20 protein-coding genes and 1 pseudogene are annotated in these 25,711 nt (G+C 56.4%); 18 read left to right on the top strand and 3 right to left on the bottom strand.

Features of this window, described 5'->3' with window-relative positions:
* Positions 1-650: 650 nt before the first annotated feature.
* Positions 651-869, top strand: a complete 219-nt coding sequence (locus Q1A91_RS22025) for a hypothetical protein (protein ID WP_147127566.1) — start codon at positions 651-653, stop codon at positions 867-869.
* A gap of 6 nt (positions 870-875) precedes the next feature.
* Here Q1A91_RS22025 and Q1A91_RS22020 read toward each other — a convergent pair whose 3' ends face one another.
* Positions 876-1,229 (bottom strand): hypothetical protein, encoded by a 354-nt coding sequence (locus tag Q1A91_RS22020; protein ID WP_299882685.1) that lies wholly within the window; start codon positions 1,227-1,229, stop codon positions 876-878.
* Between the two features lie 393 nt (positions 1,230-1,622).
* Here Q1A91_RS22020 and Q1A91_RS22015 point away from each other — a divergent pair, with 393 nt between their 5' ends.
* From Q1A91_RS22015 to Q1A91_RS21970, 10 genes are all read left to right on the top strand, one after another.
* Positions 1,623-2,039, top strand: a complete 417-nt coding sequence (locus Q1A91_RS22015; RefSeq protein ID WP_299882683.1) for an antitoxin Xre-like helix-turn-helix domain-containing protein — start codon at positions 1,623-1,625, stop codon at positions 2,037-2,039.
* On the top strand, positions 2,036-2,743 hold the full coding sequence (locus Q1A91_RS22010) for an RES family NAD+ phosphorylase (RefSeq protein ID WP_299882681.1): 708 nt from the start codon (positions 2,036-2,038) through the stop codon (positions 2,741-2,743). The genes Q1A91_RS22015 and Q1A91_RS22010 overlap by 4 nt, the downstream gene beginning before the upstream one ends.
* Positions 2,744-2,988: 245 nt before the next feature.
* A complete protein-coding gene (locus tag Q1A91_RS22005) occupies positions 2,989-5,217 on the top strand; it encodes an AAA family ATPase (protein ID WP_299882679.1) in 2,229 nt (742 codons plus the stop codon).
* Positions 5,218-5,225: 8 nt separating this feature from the next.
* Positions 5,226-6,347, top strand: coding sequence for a hypothetical protein (locus Q1A91_RS22000; protein WP_299882677.1), 1,122 nt, complete (start codon positions 5,226-5,228; stop codon positions 6,345-6,347).
* A gap of 156 nt (positions 6,348-6,503) precedes the next feature.
* Positions 6,504-7,361, top strand: a complete 858-nt coding sequence (locus tag Q1A91_RS21995) for a WYL domain-containing protein (protein WP_299882675.1) — start codon at positions 6,504-6,506, stop codon at positions 7,359-7,361.
* The gene (locus Q1A91_RS21990) at positions 7,358-10,756 is read left to right on the top strand and encodes a DEAD/DEAH box helicase family protein (RefSeq protein WP_299882673.1); all 3,399 of its coding nucleotides are present in this window, start codon (positions 7,358-7,360) and stop codon (positions 10,754-10,756) included. Before Q1A91_RS21995 ends, Q1A91_RS21990 begins: the two co-directional genes overlap by 4 nt.
* Entirely contained in the window at positions 10,753-12,276 is a 1,524-nt protein-coding gene (locus tag Q1A91_RS21985; RefSeq protein ID WP_299882671.1) for a class I SAM-dependent DNA methyltransferase, read from the top strand. Before Q1A91_RS21990 ends, Q1A91_RS21985 begins: the two co-directional genes overlap by 4 nt.
* Positions 12,276-13,481, top strand: a complete 1,206-nt coding sequence (locus Q1A91_RS21980) for a restriction endonuclease subunit S (protein ID WP_299882669.1) — start codon at positions 12,276-12,278, stop codon at positions 13,479-13,481. The genes Q1A91_RS21985 and Q1A91_RS21980 overlap by 1 nt, the downstream gene beginning before the upstream one ends.
* Before the next feature lie 9 nt (positions 13,482-13,490).
* Positions 13,491-15,290, top strand: coding sequence for a DUF3696 domain-containing protein (locus Q1A91_RS21975; RefSeq protein ID WP_299882667.1), 1,800 nt, complete (start codon positions 13,491-13,493; stop codon positions 15,288-15,290).
* On the top strand, positions 15,290-16,207 hold the full coding sequence (locus Q1A91_RS21970) for a hypothetical protein (protein WP_299882665.1): 918 nt from the start codon (positions 15,290-15,292) through the stop codon (positions 16,205-16,207). The genes Q1A91_RS21975 and Q1A91_RS21970 overlap by 1 nt, the downstream gene beginning before the upstream one ends.
* 19 nt (positions 16,208-16,226) lie before the next feature.
* Here the strand turns inward: Q1A91_RS21970 and Q1A91_RS21965 are convergent, their stop codons facing one another.
* A complete protein-coding gene (locus tag Q1A91_RS21965; RefSeq protein WP_299882663.1) occupies positions 16,227-19,634 on the bottom strand; it encodes a TM0106 family RecB-like putative nuclease in 3,408 nt (1,135 codons plus the stop codon).
* Positions 19,635-19,687: 53 nt separating this feature from the next.
* Here Q1A91_RS21965 and Q1A91_RS21960 point away from each other — a divergent pair, with 53 nt between their 5' ends.
* From Q1A91_RS21960 to Q1A91_RS21930, 7 genes are all read left to right on the top strand, one after another.
* Positions 19,688-19,978 carry a DUF2188 domain-containing protein gene (locus Q1A91_RS21960; RefSeq protein ID WP_367278705.1) on the top strand — a complete coding sequence of 97 codons (291 nt, stop codon included), beginning with the start codon at positions 19,688-19,690 and terminating at the stop codon, positions 19,976-19,978.
* A 19-nt stretch (positions 19,979-19,997) separates the two neighbouring features.
* Positions 19,998-20,945 carry a toll/interleukin-1 receptor domain-containing protein gene (locus tag Q1A91_RS21955; protein ID WP_299882660.1) on the top strand — a complete coding sequence of 316 codons (948 nt, stop codon included), beginning with the start codon at positions 19,998-20,000 and terminating at the stop codon, positions 20,943-20,945.
* Between the two features lie 520 nt (positions 20,946-21,465).
* Positions 21,466-22,467 (top strand): AraC family transcriptional regulator, encoded by a 1,002-nt coding sequence (locus Q1A91_RS21950; RefSeq protein WP_299882658.1) that lies wholly within the window; start codon positions 21,466-21,468, stop codon positions 22,465-22,467.
* 332 nt (positions 22,468-22,799) lie between these two features.
* Positions 22,800-23,264: a nuclear transport factor 2 family protein gene (locus Q1A91_RS21945; RefSeq protein ID WP_299882850.1), complete on the top strand. Its 465-nt coding sequence runs from the start codon at positions 22,800-22,802 to the stop codon at positions 23,262-23,264.
* A 180-nt stretch (positions 23,265-23,444) separates the two neighbouring features.
* Positions 23,445-24,302, top strand: a complete 858-nt coding sequence (locus tag Q1A91_RS21940; protein WP_299882656.1) for a cysteine hydrolase — start codon at positions 23,445-23,447, stop codon at positions 24,300-24,302.
* Between the two features lie 41 nt (positions 24,303-24,343).
* A complete protein-coding gene (locus Q1A91_RS21935; protein WP_299882654.1) occupies positions 24,344-24,823 on the top strand; it encodes a YHS domain-containing (seleno)protein in 480 nt (159 codons plus the stop codon).
* A gap of 109 nt (positions 24,824-24,932) precedes the next feature.
* Complete coding sequence (locus Q1A91_RS21930; protein WP_299882652.1) at positions 24,933-25,499, top strand: carboxymuconolactone decarboxylase family protein; 567 nt, start codon at positions 24,933-24,935, stop codon at positions 25,497-25,499.
* Positions 25,500-25,516: 17 nt separating this feature from the next.
* Here Q1A91_RS21930 and Q1A91_RS21925 read toward each other — a convergent pair.
* Positions 25,517-25,711, bottom strand: a pseudogene (locus tag Q1A91_RS21925) (hypothetical protein); the annotation flags it as partial.

Genomic DNA, 25,711 nt, shown 5'->3' with positions numbered 1-25,711 from the left:
CGCTTTGTACGGCAGCAGGTGCCACGCAGATAGCGAAGACACTAGCGATGCGACGGGTCAGTAACGTTCTCAGATGGAAGCCTGTGCGATGCGCGCCCGCCCTCGTAGAGTGGGATGGTAATATGCGTGAAGCCAAGACTTCCAAGAAACGAGATGAGGCCGTTGGCCGTCTTGAAGGTTCTTGGGACGATCTCAGGGCCATGGGCCGTGTGATGTCTCGCAGGGACAAGGAGTTTTTCGAAGGTTCGCGCCGGATCAACGACACGAATGATCCAGGCGCCATACCAGACCGACGACTTTTTCTCTGCTGTTTGGACGCAGACGACCTCTGCGCTGCACGCACTCTCAATGAGGGTCTTGAACAGAGTCTCTGTAACCACATTCGGAGCACCTTCGCTTGACTGAGACCCCATGTCTGCGCACGTACCTCTTGGTTTGCAGGCCGGGCCCTGGTGACGGATATGCTTACGATATGAGATTATAATATTGACAGCAATATAATATTGAAATTAGGCTGATCGAGTATCCGACGAAGGCCTAATACACCGTTTTCAAACGTGAAAGTGAGGTCAGTGGCTGTGGGTAATCCACAAACGCTTCTGTTCATCTTTATAGTATCAGCGGTTTTCTGCGGATCTGAGGCGCATGCGATGACCTGCCTGGCACCGCCACGACCGTTCGTTCCGAGCGACCCGGCACAAGCCCGCGAATTCGCGGATATCATCCAGAAGGATTTCGAAACCTACATCGCTGAAATCCAGCGATACTTCCTGTGCCTCGATGAAGAACGCGCCCGCGCCTTCACGGAAGCCCAAGAGGTTAGCCAGGAATACGGTCGCTTCCTCGAGAGCGTGTCCAAGGACCGTTGAACGGCGTCAATCTGTGTCGCCCTGGTGCAGGGTGTGCGTTGACCGTCCGCCTTCTTTGAGGGGGATGTTGGCGTGACTGCATCCAAGATCAGAGAGGAAGGAGATCAACCCGTTGGCGGTTTTGAATTCGCGGATCTGGACTTCGTCTTTGTCGGCTGACGCTCTTGAGAGAACGAGCAAGCGTTCCGATGATCCGTCCTGGCTCACGCCGCGAATGACCCATTTCCCATACCAGACAGCGGCTTTTCGCGTGGCGGACGATGTGCAGATGACTTCTGCATTGAACCCCTCTGCCATCAGGCTTCGCAAACGACCTTCGGTGACCACATTCGGTGCGGTCTTCCCCAGATCAAACGTCATTCCTTCCCCCTTGCCAGCCTCTACCCCTTCGTTTTGAAAAGGTTAGCCGCCACCAGTCACACCAGAGCCGAACAGCGGCGATGTTATGATATCGGCGCGATTCCGCTGATAGCATTAAGCATCATGTTGCCGGGAATCCAATACATATGGGCGTTCGGTGCATGTTGATGCACGTCAACCGAGGCGTCGATCTTGTAGTCTTGCATTGAGATGATGAGGGGGATCGTCACTCCAGGAGTGTAGTGAAGAGCGCTTTTCTCAGTTGATTGCCGACGTCTCTGTTTTGTCGGATCTCGCTGCCCGGGGTGCGAAATTCATCGAACGCACTACCAACGATTTCTTGACTATTTCAAATCATATGATTATGTAGATCGCATCATATGGAGACATCCCATGTTGGAACCCGTCCAATTCGCCCCCGAAAGTGGCACCGTGCAACCCGTTGCCGAGGCTGACAAGATTACGGCTATCGTCAAGGCTGTCGTCCGCGCTGCCGACGCATGGGGACTGTCGAACACTGAGGCGGCGGCACTTTTTGACGTCCCGAGTGCGACCTGGAGCAGGATGAAGGCCGGCACCTACAAAGGCGTGCTCGATCAGGACAAAGTCACGCGGGCCAGCCTTCTGATCGGTCTCTTCAAGGGGCTCCGACTCTTGTTCAATGGCCCGCTGACCTATGGCTGGCCGAAAACCGCGAACACTGGCCCCGGGTTCAATGGCCGGAGCCCGGTTCAGGTCATGTGCGATGGGGGCATTCCGGCGATGATGAAGGTCAGGCAGCACATCGATGCGCTCCGGGGCGGTGTGTGATCCGAGCCGAAGACCTTGACCAAGTCGACTTCACCGATCCGACGACAATCCGCCTGATCTCGACAGCTTATATCGACGAGCCGGCAATGGCACCTCTGGCCGACGATGAGGACGATCTGGCGATCCTTGAAGAGATTGAAGGCCTGACGTCGGCGCGCCGAACTGTCACTCTTCCGGTCCCGGGCGGGCTTGATCCTGCCGAGTTGCTGACCGCAGCGGCCGGGTACGGATGGACCTACATCAATGCCGCGTTCTGCTACACGCGGGCGACAGGCAACAGATTCAACGGTCCGGAACGAGGCGCCTGGTACGCAAGCTATGGAGAGGACGCGATTGAAACAGCGCAAGCCGAAGTGTCCTGGCATCTGACGCGGGAGTTGGAGGCCACGGGTATCTTTGACAACCTGACGGCCTATCGCGAACTGCTGGCTGGTTTCACGACGCGCTTGCATGATCTGACGGACAGGGCAGGGGAGGAGGTCCTGAGCCCGGAACCTCGCATCGCCTATCCTATCGGCCAAACGCTTGCGCAGGACGTGCTGGGTTCAGGCGGCAACGGGCTGCTCTACCCCTCGACACGCCGTGACGGTGGGCGCTGCCTCGTCGCGTTTCGCCCGCACTTGGTCCAGAACGTCCGCCAAGGCGATACGTGGACGCTCGCCTGGAAAGGAGAGGCCATTCCCGAAATCACACGCGTATCTTAGAATTGCCCTCTGCTGATAGAGCGGAGGGCTTAAGGAAAAGCCGCTTCTCTTGTCGTGAAGTCCGCGCCGGGATGCGGCACGCGCTCTCGGGTTAGAGCGTTATCCTGATCAATGCTCCGATTGGCGCCTTGTGCTGGCAAACCATCAATGTCTGGTTGGGCACTCCGGACCTATTATTCTGCTAGGTTCTTGATAACCAAAAAATAGCGCTACACGCATGAAGACGATCTTATTAGTTTCGCATCATGACAGACAAACTCGATTTGCAAACGACCTATCGCACGATTCTTGATTCAGCCCGGGAACGTCGGTTCTTAAGCTATGGCGATCTCGCCAAAGCCAACGGGGCGACCTGGAGCAAAGTGCGCCGCGCCATGAATCACCATCTCGGCGATTTGGTAGAGCTCGCGGCCAAGCGTGGCTGGCCCATGCCGAGCGCCATCGTTGTCAACAAAGACAATATCGAAACAGGCTTGCTCGAAGGCGATGCGCGGGATGGCTTTGTAAACGCCGCGAAGATGTACGGCTTTGACGTTTCCAATCCAGCCGAGTTCGTGAAGGAGCAACAACAGGCTCTATTTGAGTGGGCGCCAACCGCGCCGGATGACCTTGGGCTCGAACCGGAGGAAGGGGTAAGGCAAGCCGCGTCCGGTGGTCCGCGTTTTGTGCATTTTTTCGGACCGGTCCTTGATGCCTTGCGCGCGCTCGGGGGTTCCGCCGAGCCCAAGCAAGTCATGGAGCGGGTGAAGGATATCGCCGAGCTGAGCGATGAAGAGCTAAAGGCAACCAATAAGAACGGCCAGTCAAAATATGAAAACCAGATCGGCTGGGCGCGGTTCTACCTCGCCAAGGCCGGGCTCATTGACAACAAGAAACGCGGTATTTGGCAGCTCACGCAAGAAGGCCGGGAGACCTATCTGGACCTGGAAGAGGCCATAGCGCTCTTCCGGGACATCCATGCACGCTACAAGACGGCGGGCGATGACGATGCCGACAATGAGAATGCGCCGGTCGAGGCTGATCCCGGCGATCTCTTCGATGATCCCGACCGGCGCTTCTGGTTTGTGGGTGCGGTCTGGAACGGCACCGACGATCAGACCGAGCGCTTCTACAAGGAAGGCATTTGGCAGAACGGCTACCAGGATAAATTCATCGAGCACGTTGAGCGGATGAAGCCGGGCGATCGCATCGCGATCAAGGCGTCCTTCGTCAAGAAGTACAGCCTCCCTTTCGAGAACCACGAAAAACCCGTCTCGTGCATGCGGATCAAGGCCATCGGCACCATCACCGAAAACGTGGGTGATGGTCGCACCGTCAATGTGGACTGGGAACCACTGGATGAAACCAAAGATTGGTACTTCTATACCTACCGCGTGACGGTCGTTGAAGCCGACGCCTCGGACGAGCTGGCGCGCAGGCTGATCCAGTTCGCATTCGGCGACCACAAACAGGACTATGATTTCTGGCTGCGCGTCCCGTATTTTGCCAAGAAGTACAAGCCGCGCCCGACCTCCGCGACCGAGATCGAACGAGAGGAAGAGGAAGCCGAAGCGGATATCGAAGAGGCGGACATCACGCCCTATGCCATCGCAGACATTCTCGGCGACGGTTGCTTCCTTGCGGAAGACGCCCTGAGCGCAGCGTTGTCACGGCTGGGCGGGAAGAAGAACCTCATACTTCAGGGGCCGCCTGGCACAGGAAAGACCTGGCTCGCCAAGCGGCTGGGCTATGCGCTAATCGGCACCAAAGACCGGGCGGTCATCCGCAAGCGGATGCGCTCGATCCAGTTTCACCAGTCGCTCTCCTATGAGGACTTTGTTCGTGGCTGGCGTCCGGACGGCAACGGTGAGCTCTCTCTCATAGATGGCGTCTTCCTCGAGGCCGTCGAGGCCGCCCGCGCCGAGCCGGATCGTCCCTTTGTTGTCATCATCGAGGAGATCAATCGCGGGAATCCCGCGCAAATCTTCGGCGAGATGTTGACCCTGCTCGAAAAGGATAAACGCAGCGAAGAGGAAGCAATCGAACTCGCCTATCGCCATGAGCGCGGCGAGCGCATCTTCATCCCGCGCAACCTGTTTGTGATCGGCACCATGAATATCGCAGACCGCTCACTCGCCTTGGTCGATCTGGCGCTGAGACGTCGCTTCGCATTCGTCACCCTTGAGACAGCGCTGAATGAGAGCTGGCGCCAGTGGTGCAAAGACCAGGCCGGGATGGATGATGCATCCCTGTCACTGGTCCAGCAGCTCATGACCGAGCTGAACGAAGAGATCGCCGCCGACCGGTCGCTCGGCGCGCAATTCAAGATCGGGCACAGCTACGTGACTCCCGTGCCGGGAGAGCCGATCCCCGATGCCAGGAAATGGTTCCGCGGCATCGTCGAAACCGAGATCGCGCCGCTTCTGGAAGAGTACTGGTTTGACAACCTCGATAAAGCCGCGAGCTCCAAAGCACGGCTTCTCCAAGGCCTATGAGCACTGTCTTGGACAAAGAGCGGGACGAGACCACGGAAGTGCAGCTTGCCTACGACAAGATTCCCGTCCGCAATGTCTGGTTCTTGTTTCTCTATGCTTATGACCTCGCACGCTTTCAGGGGCACTTCGAGGCAGAGATCGAGGACTCGCCGGACTTCAAATCGCTGATTGCGCGTCTTCTCTGTCATGCCGTTGAAACTCGACTGCGCCGGAACCTAAGCTTCGGGTATCGGCGCCGCGAAGATACGCTCAAGCGTGTGCGGGGGCGTATTGATATCCTGCAATCGAAGTCCCACGATCTATTTCGTCGTGGTGAGATCGCGTGCCGGTTTGAGGAGCTGACGATAGATACGCCGCGCAATCGTCTGGTGCGAGCAGCCCTATCGGTGCTCGGCGTACGGCTTGATGATTTTGCGCTTGCTCACAGGACCAAGACACTTGCGGGCGTGCTAGGCAGGGCCGGTGTTTCCGGGACAGTACCGTCCCGCGCTGACATGGCGACAGATCAGATTGGGCGCCATGAGGCCGAAGACAGGCTAATGGTCTCTTTGGCAAGGGCCGTTTTTGACCTCGTGCTGCCAACGGAACAGGAAGGCATAAGATCCCTTCTCAAAGCACAGCGTGACGATACGGAATTCCGGAAGCTGTTCGAAAAGGCGGTTGGCAACTTCTTCGCGTCCGAGCTGGCTCGTGATGAGGGGTGGCGTGTTTACCCGGGCAAACAGTTCAACTGGCCGATCGGTGCGGCTTCAGCCGGCATGCGTATGTTCATGCCCAAGATGGTGACGGACATAATACTGGAAAACGCGATCGAGGACCGGCGCATCATTATCGACACCAAGTTCACGAATATCCTGACAAGCGCGCAATATGGTGACGGGCAGCGGTTCAAGACTGGCCACATTTACCAGCTTTACTCCTATCTCCGCAGCCAGGAGAGAGAAGATGATCCGCGCTCGCTGGGCTCGGAGGGCATGCTGCTATATCCGGCGATCGGCTTAGATGTGGACGAAGCCGCCGCTTTGCAGGGGCATCTTGTGCGGTTCGCAACCATCGACCTGGCTGCGCCCACGTCCACGGTGGTTGAGCGCCTCAGGAATTTGCCAGTCTTTTCAAGCCTCACGTTCTGAACCAACCGTTCGATGCAGCCTTGCTCCGCGGCGGGAGGCAACGAATGATCTTGACAAAAGGCTTGATATGTATAAAAACTATACCCATATAGTAAATATGGCAATCAACGAACCCAAGTGAATCGGTGATGCCGCAAGGAATGGAGTAACGCAGCGATGCGCTGGGGTGTCGAAAAACGGTTGGAATTTATTGAGTTTCGCCTCTTTTGGGAGGGCGGGATCAACCGTGCTGACATCATCGAGCAGTTCGGTGTGTCGGTGCCTCAGGCCTCCAAGGACCTCACACTTTATGAAGAGAAGGCGCCGGGCAACCTCCAATACGACAAAAGCGCGAAGCGCTATCGCGCGTCGCAAGCCTTCAAGCCGGTTTTCCTTGAGCCGGATGCCTCGACCTACCTCGCGCATCTTCGGGCTCTAACGCGCTCCCATGACGGTCCGGAAGAAACCTGGCTCGCTGCCGCGCCTGAATTTGATGCGATGCCAATTCCGCATCGAAGCATCGATGTCCCGGTCCTCCGCGCCGTCTTGGCGGCAATTCGCGAAGGGCAGTCTCTCGAAATCCGTTACCAATCGATGAGCGTGAAGCGGCCTGCGCCCGAGTGGCGACGCATCACGCCGCATTCATTCGGTCATGACGGTCTACGTTGGCACGTGCGTGCCTATTGCTACATCGATCTTAAGTTCAAGGACTTCATCCTGTCTCGGTGTCTCAAGACCAGAAACCCGGCGGCAGCCGGAGCAGGTTCTGCAGATGACCGTCTGTGGCATGACCGGTTCCAAGTTTTGCTCGCGCCCAACCCGGCGCTGAGCGAAAGCCAACAGGCTGTGATTGCCCAAGACTACGCGATGCGTGGCGGGCAGGTGAAGGTGCCGGTTCGCAAGGCCCTCCTTTACTATTTTCAGAAACGGCTGCGCCTTGATGTGGCCGACAAGCTCGATAACCCGCATGAGATTCCGGTGGTAGTGGCCAACCGTGCTGAATTTGATGCCGCGCTCATGGAGGCGATGGCATGAAATCTGTGAACTTCGAAATCCTTCGACAGAACTGGCCTGAGCTTGCGCAGCTCGGGGCGCTGGCCGAGTCTTATGCGCATGCCGACGCGGCAAGCGCGCTCGTCAAGCTGCGTCTGTATGCAGAGAATTTGACCAAGGACATCTATCGCGATCTGAAACTTCCCAAGCCGGAGCAGCCGACCTTCGTTGATCTGCTCAAGAACCATGCGTTCGAGGCGATCACGCCAAAAGTGGTGTTGGATAAGCTCCACGCCCTACGCATGCATGGCAACAAGGCTGCCCATGGGGAGCCCGTTCGTGCGCAGCATGCCCTGTGGCTTCTCAAAGAAGCCCACGATCTCGCGCGCTGGCTTTGCATTCAGTACGGAAAGCAAAAGGCTGATCAGTTACCTGCCTTTGTGCAACCTGCGGCACCGGGCCAGGCAGAGGCGAAGGAAAAGCGCCGCATCCTTGAAAAGCTCGCGGCCCAGGAAGCCCAAATGGATGTGCTTCTTGCCGAGCTCGAAGAAGCACGAGCAACGGCTTTAGAAACGGAGCAGGAAGCCGCAGAGCTGAAGAAATTGGCGGCATCGGCGCAGAGCGCCGCGGATGAACTGCACTTCAGCGAGGCCGAAACGCGTACGCGCCTGATCGATAGCCTTCTGGCGAGCGTTGGCTGGGATGTTGGTGAAGGGCTGAGCAACACAGAACAAGTTGGCAAAGAAGTTGAAGTGGACGGTCAGCCGACCAAGACCGGCATCGGCTATGCCGATTATGTGCTCTGGGATGACAACGGCAATCCTCTAGCCGTTATTGAGGCCAAGAAGACCGCGGCCGATGCGGAAAGCGGGCGCCATCAGGCCAAGCTCTATGCGGATAGCCTGGAGAAGAAGCACAAGCACCGTCCTGTTATCTTCTACACCAACGGGTTTGACATCTGGATTTGGGATGACGCCCAGGACTACCCGCCTCGTAAGCTCTATGGGTTCTATTCCAAGGACAGCTTGCAACACCTCGCGAATTATCAGCGGCAGCAGAAAGAGCCGCTCGATACCATAGAGATTAACGAAACTATCGTTGATCGAATTTACCAGTTTGAGGCCATCAAGCGGGTATCAGAGCGGTTCACGAAGAAGCATCGCAAAGCGCTGGTTGTTCAGGCCACCGGCACCGGCAAGACGCGTGTTGCGATCGCTTTGACAGACTTGCTGATCCGCGCAGGATGGGTGAAGCGAGTGCTGTTCCTGTGCGACCGCAAAGAATTGCGCAAACAGGCCAAGAACGCCTTCAACGATTTCCTCTCTGAGCCGACGCGTATCGTCACTTCGCGGGTAAAATCCAATGCGAGCGAGCGGGTTTTCCTTGCCACCTACCCGGCGATGCAAAAGGTGTTCCAGTCCTTCGATACGGGGTTCTTTGACCTAATTATCGCCGATGAATCCCATCGCAGTATCTACAACGTCTACGGCGACATCTTTCACTACTTCGACTGTCACCAGGTCGGTCTGACGGCGACGCCGGTTCACTTCGTGACCCGCAGCACGTTCAGTTTGTTTGACTGTGAGGGCCAACTGCCCACCTCGAATTATGATTTGAACCTCGCGGTCGAAGAAGGGTACCTAACACCCTTCGAAGTCTTCGAACACACAACTCAGTTTTTACGTGAAGGTATCCGCCTCGACGGTCTGTCTCCGGAACAAATCGAAGAGCTCGAAGAGCAGGGCGAAGATCCGTCGCAATACGACTTTTCGTCCGAGCAGATTGATAAGATCATTTACAATAGGGACACGAACCGCGCCATCCTGCGCAATCTCATGGAAAATGGGTTGCGGGATGCGACCGGCCAAGTCCCGGGAAAGAGCATCATTTTCGCTCGCAACCATCAACACGCCATGCTCATGCGACAGCTCTTCGATGAGATGTATCCGCAATATGCTGGCAAGTTCTGCCAGGTCATCGACAATTATGATCCAAGGGCGGAGCAGCTGATCGATGACTTCAAAGGCGAGGGAACGAACAACGATCTTACGATCGCGATCTCGGTCGATATGCTCGATACCGGGATCGACATCCCTGAAATCCTGAATCTTGTTTTCGCGAAGCCGGTAAAGTCGCCTGTAAAGTTCTGGCAGATGATCGGGCGGGGCACACGTCTGTGCGAGGACCTCTTTGGACCCGGCGAAGATAAGTCGGTCTTTCGCATCTTCGATCATTGGGGCAACTTTGCGCGCTTCGAGATGGGCTACAAACCCGCCGAGCCGACGCAGGCAAAGCCGCTTGCGCAGCTTGTCTTTGAAGAACGTATCAAGCTTGCCGAGACGGCGCTGAACAAGAGTGAGCCCAACATTGCGGAGCAGATCATCGGCCTCATTGCGAAGGACATAGAAGACCTCCCCGAAGAGTCGATCGCGGTGCTTGAGAAGTGGAAAGAAAAGCGCACATTGTCGGAGGCCGGTACGCTGAAGGTCTTTGCTCCGACGACCGTTGCGCGTCTTCGCCAGGAGATCGCACCTCTCATGCAGTGGCGGGATATACGGGGCAAAGGGGATGCGCTGGCTCTTGATCTGTTGATTGCCCGCATGCAAATTGCCGTGCTGCGCGGTGCCGGTGCGCTCGCCGATCTGAAGATCGAACTTCTTGACCGCCTGGGCGTCCTGCAGATGCACCTCAATCCTGTGCGCGAAAAGGCTGATGTCATCAAGCGGGTGAAGTCCGATAGCTTCTGGACGGACGTCAATGTTGCCGATCTCGAAGAAGTGCGCGAACCGCTGCGCGAGATCATGCATCACCGCGCCCGGGGTGGCGCGGGCGGTGTCCCGCCAAAGGTGATCGATGTCACTGAGGATGCGAGCCAGATGCAGCTTGCCCGTCGATCGACCACCTTGAGGACGGTCGATATGAAGGCTTATCAGCAAATCATCGAGGGTGAGCTCAAGAAGCACTTCGAGACGGACCCCGTCCTTAAGAAGATCCGTGCCGGCGAAGCAGTGTCCGACCGCGAAATCGACTCGCTCGTATCGCTCGTTCTAACTCAACACCCAGACGTGCGGCGTGAGCATCTTGAGGAGTTCTTCAGCGAGACTGCAGGACCGCTCTATCTCGCGATCCGGATGATCGTGGGGATGGATCCCGAAGCGGTGCGGGAAAAATTCACCGCCTTCGTCCAGAAGCATCCGAAGCTCAGCGCGAAGCAGACACGCTTCCTTGCGCTGTTGCAGAACCACATCGCACGGTACGGCACAATTGAGATCGAGCGGCTCTACGACGACCCTTTCACAGTGGTCGATGCCGACGGTCCGGACGGCGTGTTCCATGACGAGGCAGACATTGCCGATCTTATCAACATTGTGCGCTCCTTTGGCCCCGAGGTCGACGAGCGCAAAGACGAAAACCCGAATGAGAGGAAACAACAATGATCACGGGTGATCTCAAGCGGCGCGTCGACGCGCTCTGGACGGAATTCTGGCAGGGCGGGATCACCAACCCGCTTTCGGTAATCGAGCAGATCACGTTCCTGATGTACGCGCGCCTCCTCGACATCAATGAGGCGCGGGACGAGAACCGCCAGAAGCGGAGCGGAAAGCCTTTCACGCGCCGCTTCAAGGAAGACGAACAGCACCTGCGCTGGTCGCAGTTCCGGCACCTGGGGTCCGACCAGATGCTACCACTCGTGCGCGACGAAGTCTTCCCGCATTTCCGTAGCACCGTTGCCAGCGGCACGGCCTTTGCCGAGTTCATGAAGGACGCGCAGTTGATGATCCAGAAGCCGGGGCTTCTGGTGAAGGCAGTCAACATGATCCACGAGCTGCCGCTGACCGAGGGTGACACCAAGGGCGACCTCTACGAGTACCTGCTCAGCAAGCTGACGACGGCTGGCATCAACGGCCAGTTCCGCACGCCGCGCCACATCATCCGGCTGATGGTCGATCTGCTCGAGCCGAAGCCGACAGATGTTGTCGGCGACCCGTCCTGCGGCACAGGCGGCTTCCTTGTCAGCGTCATGGAATACCTGCTCGAAACCTATACCTCGCCTGAGGCGGTGATTGAGGAGACCGATCCGGACAACGGGAATGTCGAGAAGATCTATATCGGCGACAAGCTCAGCGACGAGGACCGCGCTCATATCCGCAGCAACATGTTCCATGGCTTCGACTTCGACGCGACCATGCTGCGGATCGCGGCGATGAACCTGATGCTGCACGGGGTGGATGATCCAGATATCCACTACCAAGACACGCTCAGCACCGGCTTCACGGACAAGTATCCGAGCCAGGCGACCGAGGGTTTCGACGTGATCCTTGCAAATCCCCCCTTTAAGGGCAGCCTCGACTTCGAGGACGTGCATTCGGGGCTGCTGCGCCAGGTCAAGACGAAGAAGACCGAGCTGCTCTTCCTCGCGCTGATCCTGCGCATGCTGAACACCGGCGGCCGGTCGGCGACGATCGTGCCTGATGGGGTGCTGTTCGGCTCCTCCGGCGCGCACCGTCAACTGCGCCAGCTGCTGGTCGACCAAAACCAGCTGGAAGCCGTGATCTCTCTCCCCAGCGGCGTGTTCAGGCCCTATGCGGGTGTGTCCACCGGCATCCTAGTCTTCACCAAAGGCGGACGCACCGACAACGTTTTCTTCTACGACGTCGAGGCCGATGGTCTCTCGCTCGACGACAAGCGCGATCCGGTGAAAGAGAACGACCTGCCGGATTGTCTTGCCAGCTGGCGCTCCCGCAACCCGGCGAAGGATACGGACAGAACCTCGAAGGCATTCTTTGTATCGGCTACCGAGATCAAGGAAGCTGGCTATGACCTCTCGCTAAGTCGGTACAAGGAGCGCGTCTACGAAGAAGAGGACTACGAGCCCCCCCATGAAATCCTCAGTCGAATGAACCGGCTGAACAATGAAATCGCCGGTGACCTTGCCGAACTTGAGGAGCTGCTTTGATGACCGAAGCGGTAAGCCTCAAAGAAGCTGCTTTCGTGAATCCAAAGGCTCCAAAGGTTGGCGAGATTGATCCAGAGCAACTCTACGATTTTGTCCCCATGCAAGCCGTCCATGAGGATGGGCGTATAGAAGTTACGGAGGCGCGACCTCACCAAGAGGTAGCCAAGGGCTACACGTCTTTTCGATCCGGAGATGTTCTGGTCGCAAAGATCACACCATGCTTTGAGAACGGTAAAATTGCGCTAGCGGAAACGCGAACCGACTTTGCTTTCGGATCAACCGAATTCCATGTGATCCGCAGCAGAGAAAACATTTCCGACCCTCGCTATCTCCTTCATTTTCTTCGCCTTCGTCGAATAAGGTTAGAGGGCGAGGAACGCATGACCGGAAGCGCCGGTCAAAAGCGCGTGCCGCGCAACTTTCTGGAAGATCTGAAAATACCTCTTCCAGAAATTGGTGAACAACGGCGGATTGTAGAGATTCTTGACAAAGCGGACGGCATCCGGCGAAAGCGAGTGCGCCTCCTTGAAGCGGTACGTGACTTTTTAAGGTCGGCTTATGTCCATACCGTTGGGCATCTCAATCCCAACCATAACAAATGGAAGCCATTCAAAATCGATGTGCTTGCCGAAGATCGGAAGGGCGCGATCCGGTCAGGACCGTTTGGCAGTGCGCTTCGCCATGGCGAATTCGTTGATGAGGGCATTGCGGTCCTCGGTATCGACAACGCGGTGCAGAACAAGTTCGCCTGGTCCGAACGACGCTTCATAACGCCGTCCAAGTACGAGGAACTGCGTCGCTACACGGTTTTCCCAGGCGACGTAATAATCACCATAATGGGCACCACCGGTCGCTCCGCAGTCGTGCCAGACGACATACCGGAAGCGATCACGACCAAGCACCTTGCCACGATTACCTGCAACAAGGATTTGATCCACCCGGAAGTCCTCTCCTTTGCGATCCATTCCGATCCGCTTATCATTCGTCAGATCAAGTCCTTCAACAAGGGCGCGATCATGGACGGCCTGAATCTCGGGATCATCCGAAAACTGGAAATCAATTTGCCCCCAATGGCCGAGCAACTCAGATTCGTCGCCATGCTTCAGAAAGCGAGGGCAATTGAAGCCAAATCTCAAACGCCGGATGGCTCCGGGGAAGATCTTTTCGAGTCCTTGTCACAACGTGCCTTCCGCGGCGAACTCTGAGGTGCCGACATGCGTTTGACCCGGATCGAAATTAAGAACTTCAAGGGCATTGGCACGCTCCAAAGTATTGACCTGAAGCCGATCACGCTGCTCTTCGGCCCGAACAGCGCGGGCAAAAGTACGATCCTGCAGGCGCTGCACTACCTGCGCGAAGTAATCGAGCGCAACAACCCCGACCCTGACCAGACGATCGCCGGTGGCCTCACTGACCTCGGTGGCTTTGCCAACCTCGTCCATGGGCATGAGACCGGTCGGTCCATCCACATCAAGGTGCATCTCGATATCGGTGACGATCAGGGCAGCGACCGACTGCCGCTCAATTCTGGCGGCAACTTGTCAGACCCGCAGTTCACAAGCCTGCCGGTGCAATACATCGCGGGTGAAAACACGGAACTGAAAACCTACGCCGTCGTGCAGGAGGTGGGCATCGGCATCGAGGTTGCCTGGAGCGATCTCCTCCAAGGCCCCTATGTCGCGAAGATGTCGGTCGAACACAACGGCGACGAACTGGCCACTCTCCGGTCCCCGCCTCAGGAAGGTCAGGCCGAGCTGATCGATATCAATTGGCAGCACCCGATGCTGGAAAAACTGGTTCATCCGGACGACGAGCCGGAAGACTGGGAAGAAGGGTTACCAACCGCGCTTGGATATGATCCGGAGGCTGAGAAGGGCGACCCGTTTAAGTCGCCGCTCGGCATAGAACTCTATGAGCTTTCCCGTCAGATCGTGGCGGATGCACAAGTCAACGACCGCGTGCGGTTTCGGGTCAAGGTGGATACAGAATTCGGAGCCTTGCCCGATCTGGACCGTCCGCTTGCGCTCGATTTGGTTGAGCTCGACAAGAACTTGATCCGGATGCGTTATGCGCGTGGAGCGTCTGTTCCGCGCCTGTCAGACAGCGACGAACTGCGCGCCGCCGACGAACTCGACCTAGAGACATATCGCCGTGCAGGTTTAAGCGCGCTTCTGGACGAGATGGTTCTTGGCCCTGTCCGAATCTTACGCGACTACCTAAAGTCGCTGACTTATATTGGGCCACTCCGAGAAATTCCTAGTCGAGCATACCGTCCGCGCCTTTCACCTGACGAGTCCCGTTGGGCACAGGGCCTCGCCGCTTGGGATGTGCTGAATTCTCAGACGACCGAACACTTGCTTGAAAGTGTGAATAACTGGCTCTCGTCGGATTTGAAATTGCGTACCGGCTACCAGCTGCAGCAGACGGCTTTCAAACAAGTCCCCAACACCAGCCGGTTTCATCAGCTTTTTCAGCGAGGGATTGGTGAGGACGACCTTGGCGATTTGCAGGAGCTCTACGCGTCGCTAAAGTCCGTCAAGGAGTTTCGACTTCTCGATCTGAACAAAGGGGTGTTGGTTGCTCCGAGCGACGTCGGGGTAGGTATCTCTCAGATGGTGCCTGTCGTTGTTGCGTGCCTGATGGATCCTGAGGGGCTGATAGCGATTGAGCAGCCCGAACTCCATATTCATCCGGCTATCCAAGTTGGGCTAGGCGATCTCTTTATTGAAGCGACGCAGGGTCCGCAGCCGGCAGTTGGGCCTGAGCGCAGCCTTTTGATAGAGACGCATAGCGAACACATCATGCTTCGACTGCTGCGTCGTATCCGTGAGAAAACGGACAATGAGCTGCCGCCCGGTGTAGAAGGGCTCACTCCAGATGATCTTTCAGTAATATACGTTGAAAGCGGCCTCGATGGTGTCAAGTTCCGACCGCTGAGAGTGGATGAAGAAGGAGAGTTCCGCGACCGATGGCCTCATGGCTTCTTCGATGAGCGGGCTGAGGAACTCTTCTAATGCATTATGAATATGCGGTAGAGCCCGCGGCCATTGCAGAAGATTGGAAGACGTGCCGATACCTGGCCGAGCTTTTTGGGTTCGATCGAGGACGTCTCTTGTCGCAGTTTCCGAAAAAGTGGCTTCCTATGGCAATTGAAGCCGCGGCGGACTTGCCGCCCGTGGAAAAAAAGCGTGTCATCGAAAAGTTGCGGCTTTTGAAGGCGCATGCATCTGTGCGGGCCGGTCGGCCCTATGATCCAGACGGTGGCACGTGGCTCGATAATGCCGTGCGAGAACATGCCGCCGCGCCCTTTCGCGCGATTGTGGCGAGAGATACCGTTTCCGGTGTACCAGAAGTGGTCGCAGTGGACGATGTAAGTGAAACACATCCTCTGTTCGAAGTCGTACGAAGCATCAGCGTGCCCCGCGAAGCCGCCTCGATAACAAGTGCTGTCGCTCCCTTGCTGAGTTGCGCGCGCCATGTCTTGTTGGTCGACAAATACTATGACCCATTTAATGCAAAGTATCAGCGCACGCTGCGGGAACTCCTGAACCACATTCGAGGGGCTGAGATAGACTTCCAAATCCACTATTGCGAACACGGACACTGCCCCGACGCCGCCGCTATAGAACGTGAAGCGGTACGAAAATTCGGCGGCGTGATTCCAGTTGGGATGAAGATCAAGGTTTTGCGCTGGAGGCAGAAAACCGGCGGACTGAACTTTCATGCCCGCTATCTACTGACCGACCGAGGCGGGATTGGCATCGACGCCGGTTTCTCATCGGAGGGAGGCGGTGAAAGGACCGATGTTCATCTTCTCGAAGGCCGCTTCACCCTTGATACAATGACGCATTTTGAATCGTCTGCTTCTGTCTTCGAGCGCGTGGGTCCTGTGCTGGAAATTGATGAAAACGGACGAGTGCGGCACTTGTGACAGTGTAAGGCTTTCGAAACTAAACAGAAAGCGTCTCTGCTAGTTCCAGGTAGCGGCAGAACCCGTTTGCCAGTTGCATCTGGCGAGGGGTATTGCAGTCGGCCTCGAACACTTCAGGGGAGGCGATCAGTATGGCGACGCATTGGGCGCGTGAGATCGCAACGTTGAAGCGGTTGGCGCTGTATAGGAATTCCATACCGCGCGGCGCGTCAGCGTAGCTTGACGTTGCCATAGAGTAGATGGCGATCGGCGCTTCCTGCCCCTGGAACTTGTCTACGGTTCCGACCCTGGCGCCAGGCAGACGCTGCTGAATCTCAAATACTTGCGCGTTGTAGGGTGTAATGATCAGGATGTCTTCGATTGTAACAAGATGCTCATCGCCGTCGCGATCGATCCAAGTAGGCTGACTGGCAAGGATGTCGTTTACCAGCTTCCCGGTAGCGTCTGCTTCCTCAATAGAAGAGCTCTGATTGCCGGAATGCTGTACCGGCAGGTAGCGCAGGCCACTGCCGCCGATTGGTCCTTTGGCATTGATCTTTTGCTTCACACAGTCTGGGTTGGCGCCAAGTTTGCCGTCGTAGAACAGTTCAGAGTTGAACGCGCAGATATCGGGATGCAGGCGCCAAGTTTGTTCGAGGAACAAGCCCCCATCTTCCGCGATCGTGTGCTCTTCGCCGAGAATATGCTGCAGCGATGAGGCACCGGTTCCGTCGGGGTGAGAGCCCTGCGTCGGTTGATCGAGTTGCTGCGGATCGCCGAGCAAGATCAAAGTGCGGGCGCTTTGCGACACGGCGATCACATTGGCCAGCGACATCTGTGCGGCTTCGTCAACCACCAGCACATCGATTGTGTCTGCGGCATCGGCGCGAGACCAAAGGAAACTTGTCCCGCCCGCGACATGGGCGCGGTTTGTGGCGAGAGCAGAGAACACATCCTCGTTCTTGCGGGCAAAGACTAGCCGGTCCTGGTCCGGTTCCCGCTCTCCGGGTTTCTGGATACAAGTGAGCGCGATACCCTGCTTGTCCGCAACCTCGACCACCTTGCTGAGCAGATTGCGGATGACCTTGTGTGAGTTTGCTGTGATCCCGACTTTCTTCCCGCGCTCGACAAGACGGCAAATCATGTGGGCACCCGTATGCGTCTTGCCCGTACCGGGCGGACCCTGAATGGGCAGGATTCCATCTTCGAGGAAATCGGCGATCCGCACGCCTGCATCGAGGGGCAGTTCTTCGGTCTGCCGAATGGGCCAAGCTCCAAGGCGTGGGGGCTCACGAAGAAGCAGTGACCGCGCAGCTTGGTAAGGTCCATCGCCAATGACCCCGTGTTCGGCAACATGCTCTCCGATGCGGAAAAGCGCGTCCGCCTGTTCCTTGTGATCGAAATTCTTGAAAGAAAACACACCTGCAGGATGAATACCCGCCGTTTGTTTGGATTTCTTGATGTCGATTGTACGCGCCTCGCTGTCGATCATGACCGCTGTGCCGATGGGGTCGCCGCCCACTTGTCGCAAACCTTCCTCGCCGCGCAGGTCGGTGTCTTGCTGTATAAAATGGTATCGGTCGATCGGTATACCCGTCTTGGTTTGGTCAACTGTCCCGATGAAGCTCAGGCCGGAAAGCGCAACGCGCTCGTCGATCAGCTCGTCGGCAGTAAGATCGGCAAGTCGGAAATACTCCCACCAGGTCGCCTTCTGCTCGCGCCGATGCCAGTCCAGTAGATAGGCCAGAACCCAACGCGCCTGCTGTTCAGCGCTCCGCTCTTCGATGTCGGCGGAAATGTCGCCAGTCAAGCGCTCGATCAGCGCTTGGATAGCCTCCTGGCGCTCCGTTAGCTCTTCGCTGACTTGTTGATTTGAAGGCTCTGGGCGAGGAACGTCTGTCTCTGAAGCGATCAGTTCTTGCCGCTGCTCTTCCAGCCAGTCCCGCAGTGCCATGGTGGAGATGCAGTCATCCTCGTTATAGGACTGCACAGTCGCACGGACTTCGGCGCTGACGGCTTCAATGTCACCGAGTTCAAGTCCGGCTTGAAGGCTTGCCAGTGCCAGGTTGGCGTCGGGCAGGTCCGTATTCCGGACATATCCATAGAGTGGCTCCAGTTTCTTGATCGAATAACTCTCGACGCCAGCGCGCAGCGCATTGCGCACGACAGCGTAGAGATCGACCAGCACATGGCCGCGCAGGATGTCATCGATCTCGGACTCACGGGTGGCGTAGCGACCCATTAGCCGTCTGAGGGCGCCTGACTCATAGGGGGCGTAATGATAGATGTGCAGATCAGGATGGGCCTTCTGCCGCTCCGCAACAAAATCCACAAAACGCTCGAAGATCGCTTTCTCTTGTTCGCGGTCAAAAGCCCAATCGGCTTTGTAGGTCCACGCTCCATTTTCGTCGCGGTAGCTGTAGCCAAAGAGATATTCGAGGCCATGCTCGCCGACAAAGGCATCGCTTTCGATGTCGAAGAAAATGTCACCCGCCGAGGGTTCCGGCAATAGACACAGACCGATATCGTCCACAACGGGTAGAAGCTCATAGAGCGTCTCGCCCGCAGCACGGGACTCAATCTGTATGCGCGCTTGCTCGCGCGCCTTATGATAGGAAAGCGGAGCGCCGCGCTGCGGTTTCCAGGGCATTGGCACCGGCATAGCTGCAAGCGCCGCCGCGGTTGAAATCCCGTTCTCTTGAAGCTCTGTCTGCTGGTTTTTGCTAATCCCAGCGACAAGGCACAGATGGTCGTCTTCACGCCTGCGCGCATCACAACGTTCGCGCCAGCGGCAGATATCACAGTGCTCCCTTGGCTCCGGATAGAGGGCTGGCGGCGCATCGCTTGCAGTTGCCTCTTCGATCGCGGCCTTGGCCTTCCGGAAATAGGCGGCATAGTCCGCATACCGGAACTCCTGCGTCGCGAAATTCGACCAAGGCGCAACGATATACACGTACTCTGGTGCCACTCCCTGCGCATTCTCAAGCAGGTCCGCATAGAGACAGAGCTGGAGGACTGAACCTGCCTTGGTTTCACGGGCGAGCTTGGTGTCTATGATTTCGTAGGACCATTCACCGAGTTCACTCGGCTTTTCGACACGCCTGAGTATGTCTGCGCGCCCAGCCCAAAGGCCATGCTGCAGAGCGGCTTGCACAATAATCTCTACACCATCGGCCATGGCGGCGTTCGTTGCGGCGACCGCGTCCGCGGTGATGTCCACGCCATCAATGACGCGCGTCGTTAGGCCCTCGGTCTCAAGGTGTTCGATGAAGCTTTCTTCGTGGCGCCGCCCGCGCTCGCGCAGGATTTCAAGGAGGGGGTCCCAAGACGACGGCTTCTTGAGAGCGCCGCTGGCCACACCGAGATCAAGCTCGGTCATATGCGCGCAATTCAAATGCCCGACGAGGTCGGAAGCGCTCAGGATGAGCTCTTTGCCGTGCACCTTCATGGTTGCCTCCTTCCCGCAAGACTGACTAGTTACACTATTGACATTAAAACTATATGGGTATAGTTTATATACTTATCAAGAATCGATGTCAAGAGCAGGAGGTTGCAATGACAGACAGGTACGTAACGAAGCATCCGAAAGGCTGGGCTGTGAGGGCGCCCGGCGCTGACCGGGCGAGCAGCGTCCATGGAACGCAGCGCGAAGCGGAAGCCGCCGCAAAGCGCACGGTAGCCAATCAAGGCGGCGGGGAAGTCCGTATTCAAGGCCGGGACGGGAAGTGGCGCGACTCTGATACGGTCGCACCGGGCCGCGATCCTTTCCCGCCGCGAGACAAAAAGCACTGACAGGCGTGGAGAGATTGGCATGAAGGCATTTATTTCCTACTCGCACAAGGACGGCGCAGCACTTGAGCGTCTGCATACACATCTGGCCATGCTTCGCCGCGATGGGCTTCTGGAGACTTGGTTTGACCGGGACATCCTTGCCGGTAGCGAAATCGATGGCGAGATCGCTGCAGAGCTGGAAGCCTGCGAGTTGTTCTTATTGCTCGTCAGTCCTGACTTTCTCGCTTCCGACTACTGCTTCGAACGTGAAATGCAGCGGGCGTTGCAGCGGCATGACGCGCAAGAAGCCCGTGTTGTGCCGATCATTATCGAGCCCTGCGACTGGACATCGTCGCCTTTGCGCAGTCTCAAGGCGCTGCCGCATGACGGCAAGCCTGTCAGCGAGTGGACGAACGCCAACAACGCATATCTTGATATCGCGAAAGCTCTGCGGCGCATTACTGAGATACGAGATGCAGAGCCAAATGCAACTCCTGTTGCAAAGCCAAAGGACCATAGCGATGCGGTTACGACCGAGCGCCGCTACCGTGTGAAGCGCGACTTCGATGAAATCGATCGCAGTGAATTCCGCGAGGCGGCGTTCGCGGCGATCCGGGACTATTTCCAGCGCGCCATTGCCGAAATCGATACCATTGACGATTTACGAGGGCGTTTTGTCTCGCGATCACCCACATCGTTTGGCGGCACCATCGTCAACCGCGCTCGGGATCGCAGCGCCGCACACATCACTGTCCATTTCACCAATGGGCATGGTGGGTTTGGTGACATTTACTACTCGTTCTCCGAGAACGCGCCCCAGAATACTGCGCAGGGAGGCTTCTTCATCGAAGCAGACGAGTACCAGCTTTTTCTGCGCGGCGGTTCGATGATGTCGTTTAGCGGCGAGCCCGAGCGGCTGACCCCGGAGACGGCAGCTGAAACCCTTTGGGCCGAGTTTCTCGAACAAGCGGGGGTGAGTTATGACTGAAACTGTTCGCTTCCGCTGCAAAAACTGTGGTCACCGTTTCGAGAACGAAGTGCTCGACGAAGACGAGAAACGCGAGGCGCGCCTCATCTACCGGCCAACTTCTCCAGTTCATTGTCCCGAATGTCATCGCACCGATATTCGGCGAGGCTGGGAATAAAGTTACAAACTTGAGAGGCTCATATTGGTAGAAGGGCATCTGAGTCGGAAGAAACAGGACTTTTATATCATAGAATCAATTGCTTAATAATTTTCGCATAATCAATCTTATGTTAATATAAGTGCAGGATGCTGCTGATCTGTAGCCCTTCCGTTTCGCGTCGCTCGCGCCCGCCGACCATCGCTCTACGGATCGTGGTTCGATCAGGTAGTTTGACTGTTGAATGTCATTGAAATTGTGGCGACAAGAACATCCGAGCGTCGCTCAACCCAAATGTCTCATTAGTGATATAGTCTTGCTGATTCGGAGACTTGGGTCGACGTGGAACCGTCGCGATTGTTTTGGGGGGAAGACAGTCAGACAATGGCAAGCGTAACTTCTGCCTTTGCGACCACGTTTGCGCGCGCTTCGGGATTGGACCTTAGACCCGATGGGTGCGTTCTTGCTGGAGACCGCGTTATTCACAGCCTTGGCAGACAGACAGGTGCGAAGGTTCCAGACAGTGTCTATTTCGATCTGATCGACTGGATTTGCGACTATTGCGACGACGTAACCGAGCTCGTTTTTCAGTATGCGGATACGTTCAGGATTGATGACATGGGAGCCCTGGGCCTTGCCGCCAAATCTGCGCCGACACTGAGGGACACGTTGGTTCGTCTTGAACGGTATTTCAGGCTCGTCACTGATACGGCGGCCTATCAACTGTTGGAACAGGACGACCCGGCCATTTTTGTTTTCGAGGCGCTTACGCTTGAACACCCCGCATTGCAGATCCGCGATGAATGTGCGCTTGCCGCTGTTGCCAAGAGCATTAAAGCATTTTGCGGACCTCGTTTGAGCCTGAACTATGTTTGCCTAAGGCATCGGTGCCGCGACAATCCTGTTCGGCTCCAAGACTTCTTTGAGTGTGAAGTTAGGTTCGGTGCCGAAAAGAATGCGATTGCGGTTCAAAGGGATATGCTGGAATTGCCCAATCGGTTGGGGGACAGGGGCATATCTGACTTTCTAACACAGCATCTCGACGACGAAATTGCGCGGTTGTCCAATGAATCATCTCTCAAAGAGAAGTTGATACGTCAGGTGTCAACCAAGCTAAGCAGTGGCATTCCACTGGCAAGCGAGGTTGCGCGCCAATTGGGGATGAGCGAACGCACCTTGTACCGCCGTCTCGCAGACGAAGGTCTCTCCTACAGGGATGTTGTTCAGGATGCGCAGTCCGCGCTTGCCCACGAACTGCTTTCAGCGACTTCATGCTCCATTTCGGAAATTGCGTTCCTCACCGGTTTCTCCGAACAAAGCACGTTCAGCAGAGCCTTCAAACGCTGGAACGGTCAAGCCCCGGCCCGGTACAGGCAGCTGTCCTAGCTGCAGGGACAGAACGGCAAGCTGGCAGGAATTGCCAAAAGCTTGGCAGAAACTGCCGCGCCCCCAAACCGAAGAGCCGGTACTTGTTGATCATGAATTAACGAGATGCACCGCAGGGCCTTTGCTAGTAACCTCCGGCACCCCATCTCGCAGCAGACGGAGAAGCCGCAATGACCACCCGAAGAGCCATGCACGTCCCGCACGGCATTCGCACCTCCCCTTGGCGTTTCCCCCCCGCCAACCTGAATGCCGCTTACTCGGGCTGGTTTTCGCTTCTCCGACTGCCCTTTGAAAAAAACGCTCCAGGGCCAAACACTCGTGAAGGATTAAAGATGACCAGACCACCCGTCCCACCGTTCACATATGAAACAGCCACTCAGAAAGTAAGGCTGGCTGAAGACGGCTGGAATTCCAAGAGGCCGGAGAAGGTGGCGCTGGCCTATACGCCGGATTGCGTATGGAGGAACCGCGCCAGCTTTGTTCAAGGCCGCGATGAAATCATCCGCTTCCTGACCGAAAAGTGGTCACGCGAGTTGGACTATCGCCTCATCAAGGAACTCTGGGCGTTTACAGGAAACCGGATTGCGGTCCGGTTTGCCTATGAATGGCACGATGACAGTCATCAATGGTTCCGATCCTACGGAAACGAAAACTGGGAATTTTACGACAACGGCCTGATGCAACGTCGAATTGCATCAATCAACGACCTTCCCATATCCAAAGATCAGCGGTTGTTGAATTGGTCTGGATCGATCCGCCCAAATGACCACAGAGGTCTCAGCGCACTGGGCCTTTGAAGGCGCAATGATCTGAAGCGCCAACAGCGTCTCAAACAGACGCTGCCCGACAGGAAAGCGCAATCTGCAAACACGAAACGCGACAGTCTCTGCCGCGAATGACCGAGCTTTGCCAACTGCCGCCGACCTGAAACCCGAGTGGTGCAGTCAGCACCACTCATACAAACAAAGGAGACTACTATGACAAGGAAAACTGGACACACGTGCGGATGCGCGCACGACGGCGAAGGTGTCGATCTCAACCGCCGACGGGTTTTGACCGGTGTTGCCGCTGCCGGTGCCGCTGGAGCCGCGTCTGTCGCTTCAGGTGTCGCTCAAGCAGCAACACCTGAAGCACGGGCGACCTACGCCGACCCAGACAATCCGGCGCTGCCCGATATGGACATGGAGATCGATCCAAAGCGCACGGCATTGGTTGTTGTAGACCCTCAGGTCGATTTCCTGGACCCGGAAGGCGTTGCCTGGGGTGTCGTGGGGGAAAGCGTTTCCGAACAGGGCGTCGTCGACAACTTGGAGCGTTTGTTCATTGCCGCCAAGGCGGCAGACATGCCTGTCGTCGTGTCACCGCACTACTACTACCCACAAGACCACAAGTGGAAATTCGAAGGTACACTCGAACGGGTCATGCATGGCATCAAGATGTTCGACCGTGCGGACCCCCTGGATCTTGAAGGATTTGAAGGTTCAGGCGCAGATTGGATGCCGCAATACAAAGAATACATCAACGACGGCAAAACAATCGTTTGCTCTCCTCATAAGGTTTACGGGCCGGAGCAGAATGATCTTGTCCTCCAGCTTCGCAAAATCGGCATCGACAAGGTGATCCTTGCCGGGATGTCGGCCAATCTTTGCGTCGAAAGCCATATGCGCGAACTGCTTGAGACCGGCTTTGAAGTCGCAGTGGTTCGGGACGCGACCGCAGGTGCGAAGGTCCCTGAAGGCGATGGATACCTCGCCGCATTGATCAACTTCCGGATGATCGCAAACGCCGTTTGGTGGACGGATGAGGCCGTCACACGCATCGGCCAATCAACCTAACCCCGTCTGAACCCGACCCCCTACCCAAAAGGATACATCCAATGAAACTCTCTACCTTCATCCAAGCCCTGTCTGTCTCTTTGGCAATTTCGACAGCCGTATTTGCCGCAGACGAATACAACGTCGGCAATGGCCTTACGCTGAACGGCAACCCCTTGGGCATGCACGGCATTGATCCGGTTTCCATGTTCCAAAGCGATACACCTATTCTTGGAACGGCAGTCCACACCGCCACCAATGATGGCATGGATTATTACTTCGCATCTGAGCAAGCAAAGGCAGTGTTTGACGCTGAACCAGCTCAATACTTACCTCAGTTTGGCGGGTTCTGCGCCTTCGGCGTTTTTGTCGGCAAAAAGCTCGATGGCGATGTGCGCTATGCCGACATCGTCGACGGGAAGCTTTACCTTTTCGTCAATGAAGCAATCTTCGAAAAGTATCTCGAGGACAAAGCAAACGTGATTGCCGGTGCCGAAGCGAAATGGCCCGAAATTGCAACGACCCCCATCAGTGAACTCTGAGCAACCGTGATGAAGTGTGGAGGCTTTCGCTTTCAAGAAAGCCTCCGCGACCCAAAGACTATCTTCACCAGCGGACTTGCAGGCAATCTCCGCGAGAAAGGACAGCAAAATGACCGATTTCCCCACACACACAATGGACTCTGCCCCAGAGGCCGCAAAACCGATCCTACAGGCATCTCTCAAGAGCTACGGCTTTGTGCCCAATTTATATGCCACAATGGCCGAAGCCCCGACTATCCTTGAAGGGTACACGACACTTTCGACTATCTTCAGCAAGGCCGATCTCTCAGAGACCGAGCGCCAGATCATTCTGATGACCAACAATCGTCTAAATGGCTGTCAGTATTGCATGGCGGCTCATACAACGCTCTCGCAAATGGCCGGTGTATCTGAAGATGTGGTCAAGGCGTTGCGCAACAACACTCCCATTCAGGACAAGAAACTTGAGGCTCTGCGTCAGTTCTCTATCGCCATCAATGAGAGCCGTGGCTGGCCGACCGACCTGCAGATCAGCGCGTTCCTTTCCGCCGGGTATTCACGCCAATCTGTTCTGGAAGTTGTGCTGGGTACGGCTCTGAAGGTTCTATCAAACTACACCAACCACGTGGCCCAAACGGAATTGGACAGCGCGTTCAAGGCAAACGCTTGGACGGAATCGACAGTTCAAGCTGCTTAGTTGCGGATATCGAAACGTCAGAGCGAGTCAAATCGCTCTGACACTTTGAGCTCTCCCAAAATCCAATTTCGAAGGGCAACAATGTTCGGTCGCCGTGAATGAGCTTCTGGGTAAACCAGATAAAATGTCGAACCAAGGGGAATGGCGAGATCAAATAGCTCTACCACGCGCCCAGCCTGGACATCTTTGGCCGAAAGGAAGCGCCACCCCAA

This window comes from uncultured Sulfitobacter sp., from assembly GCF_947500075.1.
In the GTDB taxonomy this organism is placed as follows: Bacteria; Pseudomonadota; Alphaproteobacteria; order Rhodobacterales; family Rhodobacteraceae; genus Sulfitobacter.
Note: the sequence above shows the minus strand (reverse complement) of the source record. Positions and strands in the feature narration are given on the sequence as shown.